The sequence below is a fragment of the Streptomyces sp. NPDC050418 genome (genome assembly GCF_044458745.1).
Taxonomy (GTDB): domain Bacteria; phylum Actinomycetota; class Actinomycetes; order Streptomycetales; family Streptomycetaceae; genus Streptomyces.
In genome coordinates this window covers 526,177-546,392 of the sequence record NZ_JBITIG010000005.1, presented here as the reverse complement: position 1 = coordinate 546,392, position 20,216 = coordinate 526,177, and the positions used below count along the sequence as shown (strand labels likewise).

General features: G+C 72.5%; 21 protein-coding genes. 12 read left to right on the top strand and 9 right to left on the bottom strand.

Translation table 11 applies throughout. From position 1 onward, the window contains the following. Positions 1–258: 258 nt before the first annotated feature. The gene (locus ACIBI4_RS15225; RefSeq protein WP_399204291.1) at positions 259–1,677 is read right to left on the bottom strand and encodes an NAD(P)/FAD-dependent oxidoreductase; all 1,419 of its coding nucleotides are present in this window, start codon (positions 1,675–1,677) and stop codon (positions 259–261) included. Between the two features lie 142 nt (positions 1,678–1,819). Here ACIBI4_RS15225 and ACIBI4_RS15220 point away from each other — a divergent pair, with 142 nt between their 5' ends. The 3 genes from ACIBI4_RS15220 to ACIBI4_RS15210 all read left to right on the top strand — a co-directional run bounded on the left by ACIBI4_RS15220 (position 1,820) and on the right by ACIBI4_RS15210 (position 3,993). Continuing rightward, positions 1,820–2,524 carry a thioredoxin domain-containing protein gene (locus ACIBI4_RS15220; protein ID WP_399204290.1) on the top strand — a complete coding sequence of 235 codons (705 nt, stop codon included), beginning with the start codon at positions 1,820–1,822 and terminating at the stop codon, positions 2,522–2,524. A gap of 87 nt (positions 2,525–2,611) precedes the next feature. Continuing rightward, a complete protein-coding gene (locus ACIBI4_RS15215; protein ID WP_399204289.1) occupies positions 2,612–3,526 on the top strand; it encodes an aminoglycoside phosphotransferase family protein in 915 nt (304 codons plus the stop codon). Further along, positions 3,523–3,993: a GNAT family N-acetyltransferase gene (locus ACIBI4_RS15210; RefSeq protein ID WP_399204288.1), complete on the top strand. Its 471-nt coding sequence runs from the start codon at positions 3,523–3,525 to the stop codon at positions 3,991–3,993. Before ACIBI4_RS15215 ends, ACIBI4_RS15210 begins: the two co-directional genes overlap by 4 nt. A gap of 24 nt (positions 3,994–4,017) precedes the next feature. On the opposite strand, the gene ACIBI4_RS15205 is transcribed toward ACIBI4_RS15210, so the two are convergent. Further along, entirely contained in the window at positions 4,018–5,526 is a 1,509-nt protein-coding gene (locus ACIBI4_RS15205; RefSeq protein WP_399204286.1) for an MFS transporter, read from the bottom strand. Between the two features lie 165 nt (positions 5,527–5,691). Between ACIBI4_RS15205 and ACIBI4_RS15200 the strand changes: the two genes are divergently transcribed. From ACIBI4_RS15200 to ACIBI4_RS15185, 4 genes are all read left to right on the top strand, one after another. Beyond that, on the top strand, positions 5,692–6,861 hold the full coding sequence (locus tag ACIBI4_RS15200) for an FAD-dependent oxidoreductase (RefSeq protein WP_399204285.1): 1,170 nt from the start codon (positions 5,692–5,694) through the stop codon (positions 6,859–6,861). Between the two features lie 124 nt (positions 6,862–6,985). Further along, on the top strand, positions 6,986–7,990 hold the full coding sequence (locus tag ACIBI4_RS15195) for a zinc-binding dehydrogenase (protein ID WP_399204284.1): 1,005 nt from the start codon (positions 6,986–6,988) through the stop codon (positions 7,988–7,990). 162 nt (positions 7,991–8,152) lie between these two features. Beyond that, a complete protein-coding gene (locus ACIBI4_RS15190) occupies positions 8,153–8,665 on the top strand; it encodes a DinB family protein (protein WP_399204325.1) in 513 nt (170 codons plus the stop codon). A gap of 47 nt (positions 8,666–8,712) precedes the next feature. Then, the gene (locus tag ACIBI4_RS15185) at positions 8,713–9,393 is read left to right on the top strand and encodes a pentapeptide repeat-containing protein (protein ID WP_399204282.1); all 681 of its coding nucleotides are present in this window, start codon (positions 8,713–8,715) and stop codon (positions 9,391–9,393) included. Positions 9,394–9,429: 36 nt separating this feature from the next. Here the strand turns inward: ACIBI4_RS15185 and ACIBI4_RS15180 are convergent, their stop codons facing one another. From ACIBI4_RS15180 to ACIBI4_RS15170, 3 genes are all read right to left on the bottom strand, one after another. Beyond that, the gene (locus ACIBI4_RS15180; RefSeq protein ID WP_399204281.1) at positions 9,430–9,927 is read right to left on the bottom strand and encodes a hypothetical protein; all 498 of its coding nucleotides are present in this window, start codon (positions 9,925–9,927) and stop codon (positions 9,430–9,432) included. Between the two features lie 198 nt (positions 9,928–10,125). Next, positions 10,126–10,782, bottom strand: a complete 657-nt coding sequence (locus ACIBI4_RS15175; protein WP_399204280.1) for a response regulator — start codon at positions 10,780–10,782, stop codon at positions 10,126–10,128. Then, the gene (locus tag ACIBI4_RS15170) at positions 10,779–11,921 is read right to left on the bottom strand and encodes a sensor histidine kinase (RefSeq protein ID WP_399204279.1); all 1,143 of its coding nucleotides are present in this window, start codon (positions 11,919–11,921) and stop codon (positions 10,779–10,781) included. The genes ACIBI4_RS15175 and ACIBI4_RS15170 overlap by 4 nt, the downstream gene beginning before the upstream one ends. Positions 11,922–12,138: 217 nt before the next feature. Between ACIBI4_RS15170 and ACIBI4_RS15165 the strand changes: the two genes are divergently transcribed. Both ACIBI4_RS15165 and ACIBI4_RS15160 read left to right on the top strand, forming a co-directional pair. Continuing rightward, positions 12,139–12,681 carry a heme-binding protein gene (locus ACIBI4_RS15165; protein ID WP_399204278.1) on the top strand — a complete coding sequence of 181 codons (543 nt, stop codon included), beginning with the start codon at positions 12,139–12,141 and terminating at the stop codon, positions 12,679–12,681. 100 nt (positions 12,682–12,781) lie between these two features. Next, complete coding sequence (locus ACIBI4_RS15160) at positions 12,782–14,218, top strand: M1 family metallopeptidase (protein ID WP_399204277.1); 1,437 nt, start codon at positions 12,782–12,784, stop codon at positions 14,216–14,218. Between the two features lie 35 nt (positions 14,219–14,253). Here ACIBI4_RS15160 and ACIBI4_RS15155 read toward each other — a convergent pair whose 3' ends face one another. From ACIBI4_RS15155 to ACIBI4_RS15145, 3 genes are all read right to left on the bottom strand, one after another. Then, positions 14,254–14,757, bottom strand: coding sequence for a GNAT family N-acetyltransferase (locus ACIBI4_RS15155; RefSeq protein ID WP_399204276.1), 504 nt, complete (start codon positions 14,755–14,757; stop codon positions 14,254–14,256). A 112-nt stretch (positions 14,758–14,869) separates the two neighbouring features. Continuing rightward, positions 14,870–15,778 (bottom strand): NAD(P)-dependent oxidoreductase, encoded by a 909-nt coding sequence (locus ACIBI4_RS15150; RefSeq protein ID WP_399204275.1) that lies wholly within the window; start codon positions 15,776–15,778, stop codon positions 14,870–14,872. Positions 15,779–15,780: 2 nt separating this feature from the next. Next, positions 15,781–16,725, bottom strand: a complete 945-nt coding sequence (locus ACIBI4_RS15145) for an NAD(P)-dependent oxidoreductase (protein WP_399204274.1) — start codon at positions 16,723–16,725, stop codon at positions 15,781–15,783. Between the two features lie 86 nt (positions 16,726–16,811). On the opposite strand from ACIBI4_RS15145, the gene ACIBI4_RS15140 reads away from it, so the two are divergent. After that, complete coding sequence (locus ACIBI4_RS15140) at positions 16,812–17,189, top strand: winged helix-turn-helix transcriptional regulator (protein WP_399204272.1); 378 nt, start codon at positions 16,812–16,814, stop codon at positions 17,187–17,189. 67 nt (positions 17,190–17,256) lie between these two features. Here the strand turns inward: ACIBI4_RS15140 and ACIBI4_RS15135 are convergent, their stop codons facing one another. Continuing rightward, on the bottom strand, positions 17,257–17,832 hold the full coding sequence (locus ACIBI4_RS15135; protein WP_399204271.1) for a TerD family protein: 576 nt from the start codon (positions 17,830–17,832) through the stop codon (positions 17,257–17,259). 189 nt (positions 17,833–18,021) lie between these two features. On the opposite strand from ACIBI4_RS15135, the gene ACIBI4_RS15130 reads away from it, so the two are divergent. Continuing rightward, a complete protein-coding gene (locus ACIBI4_RS15130) occupies positions 18,022–19,044 on the top strand; it encodes an ROK family protein (protein WP_399204270.1) in 1,023 nt (340 codons plus the stop codon). Next, complete coding sequence (gene nagA / locus ACIBI4_RS15125; protein WP_399204269.1) at positions 19,044–20,204, top strand: N-acetylglucosamine-6-phosphate deacetylase; 1,161 nt, start codon at positions 19,044–19,046, stop codon at positions 20,202–20,204. Before ACIBI4_RS15130 ends, nagA begins: the two co-directional genes overlap by 1 nt. Positions 20,205–20,216 lie beyond the last annotated feature (12 nt).

Below are 20,216 nucleotides of genomic sequence, written 5' to 3'. Positions count from 1 at the left end.
GGGGGGGGGGGGGGGGGGGGGGGGGGGGGGGGGGGGGGGGGGGGGGGGGGGGGGGGGGGGGGGGGGGGGGGGGGGGGGGGGGGGGGGGGGGGGGGCGGGGGGGGGGGGGGGGGGGGGGGGGGGGGGGGGGGGGGGGGGGGGGGGGGGGGGGGGGGGGGGGGGGGGGGGGGGGGGGGGGGGGGGGGGCCCCCCCCCCCCCCCCCCACCCAGCATCCGAACTTCGTTCGGATCTGCTCAAGCGCCGCAGGGGCTGAGTGGTTACCGTCCGCTCAGCCGGTCCGCCCACCGGGCGAGGCGGTCCGTCGTGGCGGCGTTGGATGATGCCTCGCGGCGGTCCGCCGCCCGGTACACCGCGTACAGGCCGTGCACGCCCACCCAACGCGCGGGCTCCGGCTCCCACTTGCGGACCTTGTGGTTGACCCAGGGGAGCGTGGTGAGGTCGGTCGGGCCCGCCTGGCCCGAGTCCTGCTGGACCAGGTCGCGCAACGTACGGCCGGCGAGGTTGGCCGTCGCGACGCCCGAGCCGACGTAGCCGCCCGCCCAGCCGAGGCCCGTGGAACGGTCCAGGGTGGCGGTGGCGCACCAGTCGCGCGGGACGCCGAGGACGCCGGACCACGCGTGGTCGATGCGGAGGCCGGACAGCGACGGGAAGAAGCGGATCAGGATCTCGCGCAGGGCCTCGACCGTGGCTGCCTGTGTCCGGCCGTCGTTGTCGGTCTTCGAGCCGAAGCGGTACGGCACCCCGCGCCCGCCGAGCGCGATCCGCCCGTCCGCCGTGCGCTGGGCGTACATGTACGCGTGCGCCATGTCGCCGAGCGTCTCGCGGCCCTCCCAGCCGACCTGCGCCCACTGCTCGTCGGTGAGCGGTTCGGTCGCGATCATCGAGGAGTTCATGGGGAGCCATGAACGCTTCTCGCCCTTCAGGGCGGCCGTGAACCCTTCCGTGCAGCGCAGGACGTACGGGGCGCGGACGGTGCCGTACGGGGTGACGGCGTGCTTGGGGCGGATCTCCGTCACCGGGGTCGACTCGTGGATCGTGACGCCCAGTTCCTCGACGGCGCGGGCGAGCCCGGTGACCAGCTTGACGGGGTGGATGCGCGCGCCGTGCGGGGTCCAGGAGGAGCCGACGGCCCCGGCGATCCGGATCCGCTCGGCGGTCTCGCGCGCGCCGAGCAGCAGCCGGTCCTTCTCGCCGTACGCGAGCTCGGCCTCGTGGAAGGCCTTGAGGCGGGTCAACTGGGCGGGTGTGTACGCCACTTCGAGCACGCCGCCCCGATGGATGTCCGCGTCGATGCCCTCCGCGGCCGCCACCTCCACCACCTCCGAGACCGTGGTGTTCATCGCCTCCTGGAGGCGGACCGCGGCCTCCTTGCCGTGCAGCTTCGCGTAGCGGTCGCGGCCCGCGATGCCGTTGTAGAGCCAGCCGCCGTTGCGGCCCGAGGCGCCGTAGCCGCAGAACTTCTGCTCCAGGACGGTGATGCGCAGGAAGGGCGCGGCCTTCTTCAGGTAGTACGCCGTCCACAGCCCTGTGTATCCGCCGCCCACGATGCAGACATCGGCGCTCGTGTCGCCGGCGAGGGGCTCGCGCGGGGCGGGCAGGGGCTGGTCGGCGTACCAGAAGGAGATACCGCCGTTGACGGTGCCGCTGGTGGCCCGGGTGCTCGCTGAGGCGTCCATGGCCGGGAAGGTAGCCGATCAGGGACGGACGGCGGCAGGGCGGGGGACCTTTGCCGCCGGAGAGGGGACCTTGGCCTTCGAACGGGGCGGGCCCGCGGGGGGTCTTACCCGGGGAACGCCCCTCTCCCGGAAGGCCCGCACCATGCCCGTACCCAGGTACGCCCGCGCAAGCGCCGCCGTCTTCGCCGCCGTGCTCCTCGGCGCGTCCGCGGTGGCCTGCTCCTCGGACGGCGGTGGTGATGGCGCGGCTCCGGCCGTCCGGCCGGCCGCCGATGCCGCCCTCTTCGCCGGCCTGCCCGCGAAGCTCGCGGCCGACGGCACCACGGTGGTCGTCGGCAAGGCGGACGCACCGCACACGGTGCGCGTGTACCTGGACCCGCAGTGCCCGTACTGCGCGAAGTTCGAGACGGGCGGCGGCGAAGGTCTCGCGAAGGCCGTACGGGACGGGAAGGCGAAGGCGGAGTACACCGTCGCCTCCTTCCTCGACCAGGGCCGCGAAGGCGCCTCGACCCGCGCTGCCAACGCCCTGCGGGCCGCGCTGGACGCGGGAAAGTTCGCCGAGTACCACGCGGCCCTGTACGCGAGCCAGCCCGAGGAGGGCTCGGCGGGCGCGTACGGCACGGAGCACCTTCTGAAGATCGCCGACCAGGTGAAGGGGCTGCGCGGGGCCGCCTTCGACAAGGCGGTGAAGGACATGACGTACAAGGAGTGGGTGCGGAAGTCCGAGAAGGCCTTCGAGGCGAGCGGTGAGCGCGGGACGCCGGCGGTCCTGATCGACGGCAAGAAGCTGGAGACGCGCGAGGGGCTGTTCACGGCGGACGGGTTCCTGGAGGCGCTGGGGGCGTGATCCGCGAGGCGCCGGGGTCGTGAGCCGCGAGGCGCCGGTGGACGTAATCGGCGCGACGGACGCGGCCTCCCTCCGTACGCTCGGAGAGTGATCGACATCGAGGTCCCCGAGGAACTGGCCACCACCCAGATCAAGTACAACGGCGAGGCGGGCCGCGCGTTCATCGACGCGCTGCCGGGGCGTGCGGCGGAGTTCCTGGAGCGCTGGGACCTGCGGCCCACCGGCCCGTCGATGTACGGGATGGCCTCGCTCGTGCTGCCCGTCGAGCGCGCCGACGGCACGCGGGCCGCGCTCAAGCTGCAGCTGCTCGACGAGGAGAGCGAGGGCGAGCCCGTCGGACTGCGCGCCTGGGGCGGGGACGGGGCCGTCCATCTCCTCGACCACGACGCCGCCACCAACACCATGCTGCTCGAACGGCTCGACGAGACCCGCCACCTGTCGTCCCTCGACGACCCGCGCGAGGCCACCCGCATCCTCGCGGACCTCCTCGCCCGCCTCACCGCGCTTCCCGCACCGCCCGGCCTGCGCACCCTGGACTCGATCGCGCGGAGGATGCTCGCCGCGACCCCCGACGCCGTACGCGAACTCCCTGACGACGACCGCCGGTTGCTCCTCGCCTGCGCCTCCCAGGTGCGCGACGTGGTGGACGAACCCGGCGACCGGCTCCTGCACTGGGACCTGCACTTCGACAACATCCTCGCCGCCGACCGCGAGCCGTGGCTCGCCATCGACCCCAAACCGCTCGCGGGCGACCCGGGCTTCGACCTGATGCCCGCGCTCGACAACCTCTACGACGCGTCCGACATCCTGTGGCGCTTCGACCTCCTGACCGACCGCCTCGGCCTCGACCGCCAACGCGCGGCGGCGTGGACGCTCGGGCGCGTCCTGCAGAACTCGCTGTGGTCCTTGGAGGACGACGAATTCCACGACAACGACTTCCAGTCCCGGCAGTTGGACATCGGACGGCTGCTCCTGGACCGCCGGGTTACGGTGCGCCCATGATCCGCACCGCGACCCCTGCCGACATCCCGGTCATCCACGCGATGGTCCGCGAACTGGCCGAGTACGAGAAGGCCCTCGACGAGGCCAACGCCACCGAGGAACAACTCCACACCGCCCTCTTCGGCGACCACCCCGCCGCGTACGCCCTCATCGCCGAGGACACCGACGGCCGCCCCGCCGGCTTCTGCGTCTATTTCCTCAACTTCTCGACGTGGCGCGGAGTCCACGGCATCTACCTGGAGGACCTCTACGTCCGCCCCGAGGCGAGGGGCGGCGGCCACGGCAAGGCCCTGCTCACGGAACTGGCCCGCATCTGCGTGGAACGCGGCTACGCCCGCCTGGAGTGGTCGGTCCTCGACTGGAACGCGCCGTCGATCGCGTTCTACGAGTCACTGGGCGCGCGGCCGCAGGACGAGTGGACGGTGTACCGGCTGACGGACGAGGCGCTCAAGGCGCTGGGCGGCTGAGTGCGGGGCGGGGTGGTCCGCGGGTCAGTGCGGCATCACCCCGAGATCCGTCTCCGTCTCCTGTGGCACATGGTGCTTCGGGGCCTTCGCCGTCACCATCAGGCCCGCGACCACGCCCGCCAGGAGCATGATGCCGACCGCCCACCAGATCGCGACCGTGTAGCCGTGCACCACGCCCTCCGCGGTGACTTGGGCCTTCTGGGCGGGGTCGCGGAGGTGGGAGGCGACGTAGGTCGTCGTGGCCGTGGTGGCGATCGTGTTGAGGAGGGCTGTGCCGATGGAGCCGCCCACCTGCTGGGCCGTGTTGACCGTGGCCGAGGTGACGCCCGAGTCCTGAGGGGCCACGCCGGCGGTCGCCGTCGCGAAGACCGGCATGAACGTGAGGCCCATGCCCAGGCCCGTGAGGAGCATGCCGGGCAGGACGTGGGTGGCGTACTCGCCCTCGACGTTCAGGCCGGTGAGCAGCAGCAGGCCGAGTGAGGCGAGGAGCATGCCCGGGACCATCAGGGTGCGGGGTGCCACGTGGTGCAGGAGCCGGGCCGAGATCTGGGTCGAGCCGATGATGATCGCGGCGGTCATCGGGAGGAAGGCCAGGCCCGTCTTGACGGGGGAGTAGTGCAGGATTCCCTGCATGTAGTAGGTCAGGAAGAGGAACAGCGCGAACATGCCGATGGTCGCGAGACCCATCGTGAGGAAGCAGCCCGCGCGGTTGCGGTCCTTGATGATGTGCAGGGGGAGCAGGGGTTTCGGGGCGCGCGTCTGCCACCACACGAAGGTGGACAGGAGGACGACGGCCGCGGCGAACAGGCCGAGCACCAACGGGTCGGTCCAGCCCTTGGGTTCGGCCTCGCTGAAGCCGTAGACGAGCGCGACGAGTCCGCCGCAGCCGAGCAGGACGCCGGGCACGTCGAGCCTGGACTCGTGGTGGCCCTCGCGGTCGTGCAGGAAGGTCATCGCGCCGATGACGGCGATCACGGCGATCGGCACGTTCACGTACAGGCACCAGCGCCAGCTCAGGTACTCGGTGAGGACTCCGCCCGCGAGCAGCCCGATCGCGGAGCCGCCGCCCGCCATCGCGCCGTAGATCCCGAAGGCCTTGCCGCGTTCCCTGGGGTCGGTGAACGTCGTCGTGAGCAGCGAGAGGGCGGACGGTGAGAGCACCGCGGCGAAGACGCCCTGCAGCGCGCGGGCCCCGAACAGCATCCCGGGGCTGCCCGCCGCACCGCCGAGCGCGGAGGCGGCGGCGAAGCCGACGAGGCCGATGATGAAGGTCCGTTTGCGGCCGACCAGGTCGGCGATCCGGCCGCCGAGCAGCAGCAGACCGCCGAAGGCCAGCGTGTACGCGGTGATCACCCACTGGCGGTTGCCGTTGGTCATGCCGAGGTCGGCCTGCGCGGAGGGCAGCGCGATGTTCACGATCGTCGCGTCGAGCACGACCATCAGCTGCGCCAGCGCGATGACGACGAGGCCCCACCAGCGGGTGGGATCGGGGGACTGAAGGCCGCGTCCGGTGGTCCGTTCGGTCTCGGTCATATCCTCCAGAACAGCACGAATGGGCTAATCGTGCCTGTCCTGGGATCTTGTACGGGAGGGCCGCGAGGGGAGCGCGGCACGTGCCGTCCGGTGTCGATGTCACATTCCCGCCCCCCTCATCCGTCGGTACGGAAGAAGGCAACCGAACCGCAGGGAGAGCAGGCCATGGGGAACCGCATCACCATCATCGGCGGCGGCTTCGCCGGACTGACCGCCGCGATCACGGCCGCCGAGGCGGGTGCGCAGGTCGTCGTGCACGAGGCGCACCACACCCTCGGCGGCCGGGCCCGTACGACCGTCACCGGCCAGTTCCGTACGAACGAGGGGCCGCACGCGCTGTACAACGGCGGCCCGCACTGGGCGTGGCTCAAGCAGCGCCGGCTGCTCGGGCCGATGGCCGCGGTGCCGCCCCTCGAAGGCGCGCGCTTCCGCTTCCGGCATGGCGACGCCCTGCGCCGCATCCCGCCTCTCGCGATGCTCAAGCTGCTGCGCCGCGCCCCCGAACAGGCCCCGGTGGACATGGACTTCCTCGGCTGGGCGACCGGCGAGGTCGGCGAGGAAGGGGCGAGGGCCGCGGCCCACTACGCGGCGGTGGCGCTGTTCCACCACGACCCGGGCGGGCTCTCGGCGCGCTTCGTGCACGAGCGGCTGCGCCGTTCGACCAAGCTGCCCCCGGAGGCGCACTACCCGCGCGGCGGCTGGTCCTCGGTGATCGACCGGATGGCCGCGCACGCCTGGGACCTGGGCGTCCGCGTCGAGACGGGCTCGCGCGTGGCCGAACTCCCCGAGGACGGACCGGTCATCGTCGCCACCTCGCTCGACGCGGCCCGCCGCATCCTCGACGACGACTCCCTGTGCTGGGACAGCGGCCGTACGGCCCTGCTCGACCTGGGGCTGCGCACGCGGCGCGGCGACGCGTTCATCGTCTCGGACCTCGACGCGCCGGGCTGGGTCGAGCGCTTCACGGCCCAGGACCGTTCGCTGGCCCCGCGCGGCGAGCAGCTCATCCAGGCGCAGGTGCCGCTCGCCCCCGACGAGCCCCGCGCCGCCGCGATCGGCCGCGCGGAGCACCTGCTCGACCTGGGCTTCCCGGCCTGGCGCGAGCGCGTCACCTGGCGCCGCGAGGCCCTGGCCGCGGGCCGCACGGGAGCGGTCGACGCCCCCGGCACCACCTGGCGCGACCGCCCGGCGGTCGACCGCGGCGACGGCGTCTACCTGGCCGGCGACCAGGTCGCGGCCCCCGGCGTCCTCTCGGAGGTCTCCTTCACGAGCGGCCTGGAGGCGGCGACGCTGGCGCTGCGGTGGGTGGGGGTGCGGGGGTTGCGGGTGGCGTGAGCGGAGAGCGGGTTCACGGAAGGCTTGACCTCAATCATGGTTGAGGTTGAAAGGTGGGGTGCAGCACCAGCCGAACCCAGTCCCGTTCTCAGTCCCGCTCCAGTCCCGATCCCAGGGGGAACCCATGCACGCCATCCGCCTCCACACCTTCGGCCCCGCCGAGAACCTCACGTACGAGGAGATCGACGCCCCGGAGCCCGGCGAAGGCCAGGTGCGGATCGAGGTGGCGGCCGCCGGGGTGCACCTCCTCGACACCGCCCTGCGCGAGGGGATCCAGGGGCCCGCCCCCGCCCCGGTCGAGCTGCCGACGATCCCGGGCCGCGAGGTCGCGGGGGTCGTGGACGCCGTCGGGGCCGGGGCCCCGGCGGAGCTGGTGGGCCGGCGCGTCGTCGCGCACCTCGGCTTCGCGCCCGGCGGCTACGCCGAGTCGGCGGTCGTGGACGTTGCACGGCTGCAGGACATCCCGGACGGTCTCGACGCCGCCGAGGCCGTCGCCCTCATCGGTACGGGACGCACCGCGATGGGCATCGTCCAGTTCGCCGACCTGGGCGAGGGCTCCGTGGTCCTGATCCCCGCCGCCGCGGGCGGACTCGGCACGTTCCTCGTGCAGTACGCGAAGGACCGCGGCGCGACCGTCATCGGGCTGGCCGGAGGGTCCCGTAAGACCGATCTAGTGAAGGCGAACGGGGCCGACCTCGCCGTCGACTACAGCGATCCCCGATGGCCGGATGCCGTACGGGAGTTCTGCGGCGCGGACCGGCCCGCGACCGTCGTCTTCGACGGCGTGGGCGGCGGGACGGGGCGCGCCGCGGTCGGACTGCTCGGCGAAGGCGGGCTGCACGTCGTCTTCGGCTGGACCGAATCCGGGCTCGACGGCGGGCCGATCGAGTTCGCGGACGGGGAACTGGCAGCACGGGGCGTGGAGTCGGTCGTCGCGCTCGGCCCCGCGATGATGCAGCGGGCGGGCGGCGACAACCCCGTCCGCACCCTGGAGACCCGCGCCCTGGCCCTCGCCGCCGAGGGCGTCCTGCGCCCGGCGGTGACCCGCTTCCCCCTCGCGCAGGCGGCCGCGGCGCACCGGGCGCTGCAGGAGCGGGGGACGGTCGGGAAGGTCGTGCTCGAGCCGTAAAGGCATGGCGCCGCGGCGGGCGCGTCGCGCACGATGGCGCGCATGAGTGACACCTCCGAAGCGTCCGCGGCGCCCGTATCCGGCGAGTCGCGCAATTCCGGCACGTCGAGCAACTCCGGCGACCGGCCTGAGCGTTGGACCGGGTCCACCGTCTACCCGGACATGTGGGTCGACCCGGACGACGACCCCCGCAACCGCGACGGCGAGAGCCCCGACGGCGAGCTGCCCACGCTGCTCGATTTCCTCGAGGACTACCGCCTCACCCTGCGCCTGAAGTGCGAGGGCCTCACCCCGGAACAACTGGCCCGCCGCTCCGTGCCGCCGTCGACGATGTCCCTGCTCGGCCTCGTACGCCATCTCGCCGAGGTCGAGCGGGACTGGCGGAACTGGGTCGGTGAGGGGGAGCCGCTGCCGAAGCTGTACGGGGTGCGGGACGCGGACTTCGACGGTGCGGTCGCGGACCAGGCGGTCATCGACGCCTCGTACGCGGACCTGGAGCGCGAACAGGCCGCCATGGACCAGGCCCTGGCCGCCTTCCCCGACCTCGGGCAGCGCGTCGGCAAGGACCGGATCGCGGTCCGCGAGCTCATGGTCCACCGCATCGAGGAGTACGCCCGCCACTGCGGCCACGCGGATCTGCTGCGGGAGTGCGTGGACGGGCGTGTGGGGCAGTAGCTCGTTGGTTCGCGGGCGTTGTCAGTGCCGTGGGACACCATGGCGGCATGGCACGTAAAGCGACGACGGCACGCAAGGCGACGACCGGGGCCCGGCGGCCCGCGCTCCGGCTGCCCGCCCTGGCCGAGTTCGAGTACGGGGGTCTCGAACCGGACGGGGATTACGACGGGCTGCGGCTGCGCGGCCTGGACTTCGCGGGGCAGGACGCGCGGGGTGCGCGGTTCATGGACTGCCTCGTCGAGGAGTGCGCCCTGGACGAGGCCGCACTCCAGCACGCGCGCCTGATCGACACCCGCCTCTCGGGCGTACGGGGCGTGGGCACCGACCTCGCCGAGGCCTCGCTGCGGGACGTGGAGGTGCTCGACGCGCGCATGGGCGGGGTCCAGCTGCACGGGGCCGTGCTCGAACGGGTTGTGATCCGGGGCGGGAAGATCGACTACCTGAATCTGCGCAAGGCCCGGCTGCGGGACGTCGTCTTCGAGGGCGTCGTGCTCGCCGAGCCGGATTTCGGCGGGGCGGTCCTGGAGCGGGTCGAGTTCGTCGACTGCACGCTGAAGGCCGCCGACTTCACGGGCGTGACCATGAAGGACGTCGATCTGCGCCGCTGCGGCGAGCTGGAGATCGCCCGCGGTGTCGAGCGCCTCGCGGGGGCGACGATCTCGCCGTCCCAACTCCTGGACCTGGCACCGGTCTTCGCGGCGGCGATCGGGGTCCGGGTGGAGTCTTGAGGGGGCTTGGGGGCATTAGCCCCTGACGGACACGGCCTAGACCCGGGGAAAGCGGGACAGCAGGTCCCAGATCGCCGGGTTCTCGCCGAGGTCCTCGTGCAGGTCCACCAGGTCGGCCACCACGTCCTGCAGGAAGTCGCGGGCCTCGCGGCGCAGGACGGTGTACGAGAAGTTCAGCGGCGGGGTGCCGCCCGGCAGCCACTCCGCCTCGATGTCCACCCAGCCGAAGCGGCGCTCGAAGAGCATGCGGTCGCTGGACTCGGTGAAGTCCAGCTCCGCGTACTGGGGGCGGGCGGCGCGGCCGCCCAGCGGGTCCTCGTCGAGCCGCTCGACGATGTCGCAGAGCGCCCAGGCGAAGTCCAGCACGGGCACCCATCCCCAGGCTGTGGACAACTCCTCGTCCTTGTCCGTGTCCGCGAGATAGACGTCCCCGCAGAACAGGTCATGCCGCAGCGTCCGCACGTCCGCGCGCCGGTAGTCGGTCTGCGGGGGGTCGGGGAAGCGGGTGGAGAGGGCGTAGCCGATGTCGAGCACCAGGTGATGGTGTCATGGCCGGGCTGTACGGGGCCGTCCCCGCACCCTGCTCCGCCGCTCCGCGGCGGTGAGTGGTTCCGGGGGCTGACGCCCCCGGGCCCCCGCCGGAGAAGCGGCCCGGGCCTCGCTCCTGCCGTGCCCGCCCTGAGGTGGCCACCCGCCCGGGAGCTCAGCCCCGTCCGGCCCCGGACCGAGGGACTACCCCAGAAGCCGCTGCTCCTTCGCCACCGCCACCGCGCCGGCCCGCGTGTCCACGCCGAGCTTGTCGTAGATGCGGCCCAGGTGGGTCTTGACCGTGGCCTCGCTGATGAACAGCGCGCGGGCGATGTCGCGGTTGCCGAGGCCCTGGGCCAGCTGCTCCAGGATCTCCAGTTCGCGGTCCGTTAGCGTCGGCTGGGGGCTGCGCATCCGGGCCATCACCCGGCTCGCCACCGGCGGCGACAGCGTCGTACGGCCCTGAGCCGCGGCGTGGATCGCGGCGAACAGCTCCTCGGGCCGCTCCGCCTTCAGGAGATAGCCCGTCGCCCCCGCCCCGATCGCCCGCGTGATGTCGGCGTCCGTGTCGTACGTGGTCAGGACCAGCACGTGGACCCCGGTCGGCGCGATCCGCCGGGTCGCCTCGACGCCGTCGATGCCCGCGCCGAGCTGCAGGTCCATGAGGACCACGTCGGGCCGCAGCTTCTCGGCGAGCGCCACGGCCTCCTCGCCGCTGCCGGCCTCGCCGACGACCTCGATACGGGGCGCGCTGTCGAGCAGCGCGAGCAGCCCGGCGCGGACCACCACGTGGTCGTCGCAGAGCAGGACGCGGACGGGCGTGCCCTCGGCGGAGGGCGTACCGGCGGCGGGAGGTGTCATGGGCGGTGCTCCAGGGGGATGGCGGCGGACAGGACGGTGCCCTCGCCGGGCGCGGACTCGACGGTAAGGATGCCGCCGAGCTGGCCGGCGCGCGCGCGGATCGCGGGAAGTCCATGGCCGCGCACCCCGGTGGGGGTGACGGCGGCCGGGTCGAAACCGCGGCCGTTGTCCGCGATGTCGAGGACCACCTGGTCATCGAGGAAGGTCAGGGTGAGCGCGGCCGCCGAGGCGCCGGAGTGCTCGGTGATGTTGGCCAGCGCGCCCTGCGCGATCCGCAGGAGGGCGGACTCCACCCGGTCGGGCAGCGGCCGCGGCGGCCCGTCGACCCGGCAGCGCACGGAGAGCGTCTCGGTGCTCGACCGTTCGGCGACGCCCTGCAGCGCGGCCGCGAGCCCGCCGCCCTCGGCGAGGTCGGCCGGGGCGAGGTCGTGCACGAAGCGCCGGGCCTCGGCGAGATTGCGCTCGGCGAACGAGGCCGCCGTATGCACATGGGTACGGGCCTTGGCCGGATCCGTCTCCCAGACGCGGTCCGCGGCCTGCAGCAGCATCCGCTGCGAGGACAGGCCCTGCGCGAGGGAGTCGTGGATCTCCATGGCGAGCCGCTGCCGTTCGGCGAGCGTGCCCTCGCGGCGTTCGATCGCGGCGATCCGTTCGCTCTGGCGCCGCATGTGCACGAAGACGGCGACCGCGAGGGCCGCGACGGCGGGCGGGGCGACCAGCAGGTTCGGGTCGAAGCCGCTGGACAGTCTGAGCTGCGCGACCACCACGAACGCGGTCAGGACACCGACGAGGGCCAGCGCATGCCGTACGGGAAGGGCGCGAAGGCCGGTGTAGAGCAGCGGCACCGCGCACCACGTGAAGCTCGGGGCGAGGAGCACCAGGACGACCCAGCTGCCGACGACCGCGCCCAGCCAGAGCAGCCAGCGCGGCGTGGGGCGGGCGGAGAGCGTGGGCCCGAGGACGTACAGCAGGGCGAGCACGACGCTGCAGGCGATGACCCAGGGCGTCTGCGGGTCTCCCGGATGACGGATCAGATACCGCGCGAGGGAGGCGCCGAGCAGCGCGAAGAACGTGATGTGCATGATCCGCGCGAGCCAGCCGGCGTCCGGATCATCGCCCCTGACCTGCTCGTTTCGCACGTCGACTCCTTTTCTGACGGTCCCATGGTGGCCCGAAAGTCCCGGTCCCGCATCAACCGATCGGTTGACGGAGGCGTACGCCGTACCGCGCGCCGACGGCAGCCGGTACGTCGACGAACCGGACCGGGTTGCGGCCGCACGATGGATACCAGAGCGGGCCACCGAGTCCGACACCGACTCTCACCGGGTCACACACCCCGACTCCCAGGAGCTCACCATGAAGAAGCTTTCGCTGCGCACCCGTGTTCTGACCGGCACCGCCGTCGCCGCCACGATCGCCGCCGGCACCTTCGGCGCCGTCTCCGCGACCGCCGCGACCCCGGCCGCCAAGCCGGGCAACGCCGCCAACAAGAACGTCATGCAGACGAACCACCTCACCATCGAGGCCGCCGCCAAGGCCGCGGACGCCGCGCTGGACGAGGCGAAGAAGCAGAACCAGCGCGTCTCCGTCGCGGTCGTCGACCGCAACGGCAACACCATCCTCACCATGCGTGGCGACGGTGCGGGCCCGCAGTCGTACGAGGCCGCCGAGAAGAAGGCCTTCACGGCCGTCTCCTGGAACGCCCCGACCTCCGAGCTGGTCAAGCGTCTTGAGAACGCCCCGACCCTGAAGGACATCCCGGGCACCCTGTTCCTCGGCGGCGGCGCCCCTGTCGCCGCCAAGGGCGGCCCGATCGCGGGCATCGGTGTGGCCGGCGCCCCGTCCGGCGACATCGACGAGAAGATCGCCCAGGCCGGCGTGGCCGCGCTCAACAAGTAAGCGCGCACGAACGCAGGTTGGGGTGTGGAGGGGTGCCGCACTTGACGCGGCACCCCTCGCCCACCCCCGCAGGACCCAAACCCCCTCATATGATCGCTGGATGCCCCACGGCCCCCGCTCTCGCGGCCCCCGCCCCCACCGTCCGGCAGCACCCGCTCCCGCGGCCCGTCAGGCCGTGGGCGCCGTTGTGTCCGGGCTGCTGCTCGCGGCCTGCGCCGGCTCAGGTGTGCAGGGCACCCCGGGAGCACCCGGTCTGCGCGATCCGTACTTCCGGCTTCTCGGCAACGGCGGCTACGACGTCTCGCACTACCGGATCTCTCTCTCGTACGACCCCGGGAAGCACCGCCTCACGGGCGAGACCGTGATCACGGCCGAGGCCACCAAGGACCTGAGCGCCTTCAACCTCGACCTCGCGGGCCTCCGCGTCGAGTCCGTCTCCGTGGAGGGCCGGGCGGCCCGCTTCAACCGCGCCGCCGACGAGCTCACCGTCCGCCCCGTCGACGAGCTCCCCGAGGGGTCCGCCTTCGTCACGACGGTCCGCTACTCCGGCGCCCCGAAGACGATCACCGACGACGACGGCTCCGAGGAGGGCTGGCTGCGCACCGACGACGGCGCGCTCGCCCTCGGCGAACCGGCCGGCTCCAAGGCCTGGTTCCCCGGCAACCACCACCCGAGCGACAAGGCCGCGTACGACATCACGGTCACCGTGCCCGAGGGGCTCGAGGCGGTCTCGAACGGTGAGCTGAGGTCGCGGAAGACCGCCGACGGCCGCACCGCCTTCGCCTGGCACAGCGGCGAACCCATGGCGAGCTATCTGGCGACGGTCGCGATCGGCCCGTACGAGACCGAGTCCTCGAAGACGCGGGAGGGCCTGCCCGTCCTCACGGCCGTGGACCCCGCCGAGGCCGAGGCGAGCGAGGAGGTCCTCGCCCGGATCCCCGGGATCATCACGTGGTCCGAGCGGTACTTCGGCCCCTACCCGTTCTCCTCCGTCGGCGCGATCGTCGCCCCCGACGGCGCCGCGGGCTACGCCCTGGAGACCCAGACCAAGCCCGTCTACCCGGGCACCCCGGAGACCGAACTCGTCGTCCACGAACTCGCCCACCAGTGGTACGGCAACTCCGTCACACCCAAGTCCTGGCAGGACATGTGGCTCAACGAGGGCTTCGCCACGTACGCGGAGTGGCTCTGGGAGGAGGACGAGGGCGGCGACACCGCCCAGGAGTCCTTCGACGCCGCCTACGCCACGGATGCCGACGACGAGATCTGGTCCTACCCGCCCGCGAAGCCCACCGACGCCTCCGTCATCTCGGACGCGCCGGTCTACGTCCGCGGCGCGATGGTCCTCCACAAGCTCCGCGAGACCCTCGGCGACGAGGACTTCTTCGCCCTGGTCAAGGGCTGGGCCGCCGAGCACCGCCACGGCAACGCGGACACGGCGGACTTCACGGCGTACGCGGAGAAGCGCGCCGGGAAGAACCTGGACGCGGTGTGGGAGCCGTGGCTGTACGGGGACGGAAAGCCGGAGAACCCCTGAGGTCCGACGATCCCCGAGCAGCCCTGACCGGCCGCCTACAGCTCCTTGCGCAGCACCGCGCAAGGACGCCCCTGCGCACGGTCGACGCGCCGGCCGATCACCAGATAGCCGAGCGCCGACCAGAACGCCATCGCCCGCGGATTGTTCTCCAGCACGGCCAGCTTGACCCCCGCGTGCCCCGCCGCCCGGAACCGCTCCTCGACGAGCGACGCCAACTGCCGTCCGTATCCCTGCCGTTGGGGCGCCACCATCAGGAGGCCGATCCACGGGTCGGGATCGGCCGGATCGGGGTGGTGCGCGAGCGTCACCGCGATCCCGACCAACTGCCCCTGGCTGCGCGCGAGCAGCACCTCGCTCCCGGGGTTCTTCAGCTCCCGCGCCAGCTCGACGGCGACCTGCTCGACCCGGATGTCGTCGGGGTCGGGAAAGTCGCCGCTGAGGGAGAAGAAGTACTGGTTGGCGGCGTACAACCCGGTGATCTCGGTGAGCAGAGCACCGGGGAGCGCGCCTTCCACGGGGGTCAACTGGTCCAGGATCATGCGGCCAGCGTACGAGCCGGAGGGTTTTGTGCGGCTGTACGACAAGACCCCCGTGGTCGTCCAACGGGCCGCGCGGCCGTGCGAGACGGCCCGCGCGGCCGGGCGGGATGACCTACGCGGTCGTCCGGGGAGCCCGGATCCCGTCGATGATGCGGGTCCAGTTGTCCTTGCCGTACCCGTCCGCGATGGCGCGGGCGTAGTGCCCCTGGACCGCCTTCGGCAGGGTGGTGTCCACACCGAGCGTCGTGCTCGTGGCGACGATGTGGTCGGCGGTCGCGCCCATCATCGTCACCGTGCTGAGCTCGCCCGGGTGCTCGCCCGCGTCGAGCTGCGCGCCGACATTGCCGCTGCCCGCGGAGAGCATCGCCGGGATGCTCGACACCATCGGCAGCAGCTCCGGGAACGCCTCCGTCGCGCTGATGCCGCCCTCGCCGAGCAGCGCCGTGGCGTGCAGCAGGGAGGACAGGGTCGTCAGGAAGACGTCCAGCTGGGCCTGGTACATCAGCTGGGCCAGGCCCGGGTCCTCGCCGAGGAAGCGAGGGCCGCCGAGGAGGGCGAGGGCCGCGCGGTGCGGCTCGAAGGCGTCGGCCGGACCGCTGTAGTAGACGTACGCGGCCTCGGTGCCGACCATCGGCGCGGGCGTCATCACACCGCCGGTCACGAAGCGCGCCCCGTGCAGGGCGGCCCACTCCGCGGCCTCGCGGGCGCGGTCGGGGGTGTCCGAGCTGAGGTTGACGAGGGTGCGGCCGGACAGACCGGCGGTGGCGTCGTCGAGGATGTCGTACATCGCCTGGTAGTCGGTGAGGCTGAGGATCACCAGCTCGCTCGCGGCGAGGGCCTCGGCGGGCGTGGCGGCCAGGGTGGCGCCCTCGGCCACGACGGCGGCCGCGCGGCTCGGCGTGCGGTTCCAGACGGTGACCGGGTGACCGGCGGCGAGCAGCGTGCTGACCATGGCCTGGCCCATCGGGCCCAGACCGATCAACGTGACGGACGGCAGCGGGGACTTGGCGGCGGCGCTCATGTTCAGGCTCCTTCGGTGGTGGTGCTGGTGACAGTGGTGGTGGCGGGCGTCGCGCGGACGCTCTCGTAGATGCGGGCGAAGCCCTCGGCTCCGTGGCCCGCGGCGGTCTGACGGACGATCAGCGCCTGGACGGCGGCGATCGGCGCGGGGTTCACGCCCTCCTCCTGGCTGGCCCGCACGATGTGCGACAGGTCGGAGAAGTCGAGGCTCTGCTGACCGGGCACGGAGTAGTCGCCGCCGTCGACGACCTTGGCGAAACCGCCGAGCTCATGGGCCATCGCGGCGAGGAACGGGGACTGCCGCGCGGCGAACTCGGTGGCGCTCATCCCGGACTTGGCGGCCATCGCCGCGCCGTGGAAGAAGCCCGCGAACATCTGGTACATCCCCGACAGCATCGCCAGGTCGACCAGCGCGGCCAGACCGGCGTCGGTGCCGTGGAACTCGCTGGTCGCCCAGAGGTCGAGCGTCGGCAGCAGGCGGTCGTACGCGGTCCGCGAGCCGCTGTAGAAGATCTGGCCCGTGCGGGCGCCGATCATCGCGGGGACGGCCATGATCGCGCCGTCGAGGTAGTCGATGCCGTGCTCGGTGGCCCAACGGGCCAGCGCGCGGGACTCGTTGGGCGTCGTGGTGGTGACGTTGAGGACCGTGCGGCCGCGCAGCTCGGCGAGGACGGGGCCGAGGGTCTCACGGACCGAGGCGTCGTCGAGGAGGCAGACGACGACCACCGGGTGGGCGGTCACGGCCTCGCGGACCGTGGCCGCGGCGGTGGCGCCCCCGGCGACCAGGTCGGCGGCGCGTCCCGCGGTACGGTTCCACACGGTGACGCTGCGGCCGGCGTCGAGCAGCGCGGCGGCGAGTGCGCTGCCCATGGCGCCGAGGCCGAGCAGGGTGACACCGGAAATTTCGGGGGAGGATGCGGACGTTGACGCAGACGTTGTCTCTGGCATGACGACCATGCTGGTCAACGTGCGAAGCAGACGGAAGTACGCACTAATTACTGCGGTACTTACCTTTTGGTGAGTGAGGGGAATCCATGGCGAAGGCGCCGCGCGTAGGCCCGTACATCTGCGGCATCGATGCCGCGCTCGATGTCATCAGCGGCAAGTGGAAGGGGCTCGTGCTCTGGGAGCTGCACGTCCACGGCGTACGGCGCTTCGCCGAACTGCGCCGCGCCATCCCGGGCGTGAGCGAGAAGATGCTGGCACAGCATCTGCGCCAGATGGAAGAGGACGGCCTCGTGCACCGCACGGTCTACGCGGAGGTGCCGCCGCGGGTGGAGTACTCGATGACCGAGGCGGGCGAGACGCTCAACGAGGCGCTGCTGCCGCTCGGCGAGTGGGGCCGTGACCGGATCCGCCGCGAGGACCTCGACGTCGTGGACCCCGGGCCCTCGGTGTCGGCGGCCTCCTGACGCGTGACGCGACGCGGCCCCCGGCGGGAAGCCGGGGGCCGCGTCATGTCCGTCGGCGGAAGCCGCGTCAGAGGTTGACGCCGAAGTCCTGCGCGATGCCCGCGAGACCCGAGGCGTAGCCCTGGCCCACGGCGCGGAACTTCCACTCCGCGCCATTGCGGTAGAGCTCGCCGAAGACCATGGCGGTCTCGGTGGCCGCGTCCTCGGAGAGGTCGTAGCGCGCGATCTCGGTGCCGCCGGCCTGGTTCACGATGCGGATGTACGCGTTGCGGACCTGGCCGAAGTTCTGCGAGCGGGACTCCGCGTCGTAGATCGAGACCGGGAAGACGATCTTGTCGACCTCGGCCGGCAGGGCCGCCAGGTTGACGTTGATCGCCTCGTCGTCGCCCGCGCCCTCACCGGAGCGGTTGTCGCCGGTGTGCACGATGGACTGGTCCGGCGTCGCCTTGTTGTTGAAGAAGACGAAGTGGGCGTCCGAGAAGACCTTGCCGTCGGCCTTGACCGCGATGGCCGAGGCGTCGAGGTCGAAGTCGGTGCCGGTGGTGGTGCGGACATCCCAGCCGAGGCCCACGGTGACGGCGGTCAGTCCCGGCGCCTCCTTGGTCAGCGAGACATTGCCGCCCTTGGACAGGCTTACAGCCATGGAGGTCCCTTTCCCATTGGATGTGCGGTGCTCCGTGCTGTCACGAAGCTACCGTCACTGGACCTAACGCAGTCGGGCGCCCGGGGGTTCCACTCCCCTTTACTTTCTTTACGTTATGGGGACAAGGTCCCCGTAACTGGGTCCGAAGTGGACTAGACCTTTCCTGGGGGGACGCGCCACACTGTCCCCGTGAGACATGTCATCGCCCTGGACGTGGGCGGCACCGGAATGAAAGCCGCCCTGGTCGGGGCGGACGGCAGCCTGCTGCACGAGGCGCGTCGCCGCACCGGACGCGAGCGAGGCGCCGACGCGGTGATCGCGTCGATCCTCGACTTCGCCGCCGATCTGCGCGCGCACGGCGAGCAGCAGTACGGAAGGACCGCCGAGGCCGCGGGCGTGGCAATCCCCGGGATCGTGGACGCCGAACGCGGCGTCGCGGTCTTCGCCGCGAACCTCGGCTGGGAGAACGTCCCGCTCAGGGACCTCCTCCAGGACCGCCTCTCCCTCCCCGTCGCGCTCGGCCACGATGTCCGTACGGGCGGGCTCGCCGAGGGCCGGATCGGGGCGGGCCGGGGCGCCGACCGGTTCCTCTTCCTGCCGCTCGGCACCGGGATCGCCGGCGCCATCGGCATCGACGGCGTCATCGAGCCCGGCGCGCACGGCAGCGCGGGCGAGATCGGCCACATCGTCGTACGCCCGGACGGACCCCCCTGCGGCTGCGGCCGCCGTGGCTGTCTGGAGCGGCTCGCCAGCGCCTCGGCCGTGACGAAGGCGTGGGCCGAGGCGAGCGGCGACCCCGACGCGGACGCCGCCGACTGCGCGAAGGCCGTGGAATCCGGCGACCCGCGGGCGGCCGAGGTCTGGCAGAACGCCATCGACGGCCTCGCCGACGGCCTCGTCACCGCGATCACCCTGCTCGACCCCCGCACACTGATCATCGGTGGCGGACTGGCCGAAGCCGGGGAAACCTTGTTCACACCGCTGCGGGCGGCCATCGAGCGGCGGCTCATGTTCGAGTCGATGCCGACGATCGTCCCCGCGGCCCTCGGCGACACCGCGGGCTGCCTGGGCGCGGGACTCCTCGCCTGGGACCTCCTGGCGGCCGAGGCGACCACCGGCGACGGACCCGCCGCCGGCCCACCCGCCACCGACACCCCCGTACGCGACACGACGAAGCCCACGACGCAGTCCACCCCGGAGGTAACCACCTGATGGCCGCACGCAAGGTACTCACCGGCGCCCGGGTGGTGCTGCCCACCGGAACCGTCACCGACGGCCGGGTCATCATCGACGACGCGGGCCGGATCGCCGGCTCCGCCGAGCAGGACGCCCCGGCCGCCGACCTGTCCGGTCACTGGGTGGTCCCCGGTTTCGTGGACATCCACAACCACGGCGGCGGCGGCGCGTCCTTCACGTCCGGCACCGTGGACGACGTGCTCAAGGGCGTGCGCACCCACCGCGAGCACGGCACCACGACCCTGGTGGCCTCCACCGTCACCGGCGACATGGACTTCCTCGCGCAGCGCGCCGGACTGCTCTCCGAGCTGGCCGAGCAGGGCGAGATCGCGGGCATCCACTTCGAGGGCCCGTTCATCTCGCCGTGCCGCAAGGGCGCCCACGACGAGTCGCTGCTTCGCGACCCCGACCCGGCGGACGTGCGCAAGCTGCTCGACGCCGCGCGCGGCCAGGCCCGCATGGTCACGCTCGCCACCGAACTCCCCGGCGGCATCGACTCCGTACGGCTGCTCGCCGAGCACGGTGTGATCGCGGCGGTCGGCCACACCGACGCCACGTACGAGCAGACGAAGGAAGCCATCGACGCGGGCGCCACCGTCGCCACACACCTCTACAACGCGATGCCCGCGATCGGCCACCGCCTGCCGGGTCCGATCGTGGCGCTCCTGGAGGACGAGCGGGTCACCGTCGAGCTGATCAACGACGGCACGCATCTGCACCCCGCGTCCCTGGAGATGGCCTTCCACCACGCGGGCGCCGCGCGCGTCGCCTTCATCACGGACGCGATGGACGCGGCCGGGTTCGGCGACGGCCGGTACATGCTCGGCCCGCTCGCCGTCGAGGTGAAGGACTCCGTCGCGCGCCTGGTCACCGAGGACGGCTCCGAGGGCTCCATCGCCGGCTCGACGCTCACCCTCGACCGCGCCTTCAAGCGCGCGGTCACCATCGACCGTCTTCCCATCGAGGACGTCGTACGGGCCATCTCGGCCAACCCCGCGAAGCTGATCGGCGCGTACGACGAGGTGGGCTCGCTGGAGCCCGGCAAGTGGGCGGACCTCGTGGTGCTCGACGGCGGGTACGCGGTCGTCGGCGTGATGCGCCGCGGCGAATGGGTGGTCGATCCCCAACTGGGCTGATTTGGCGCCCCC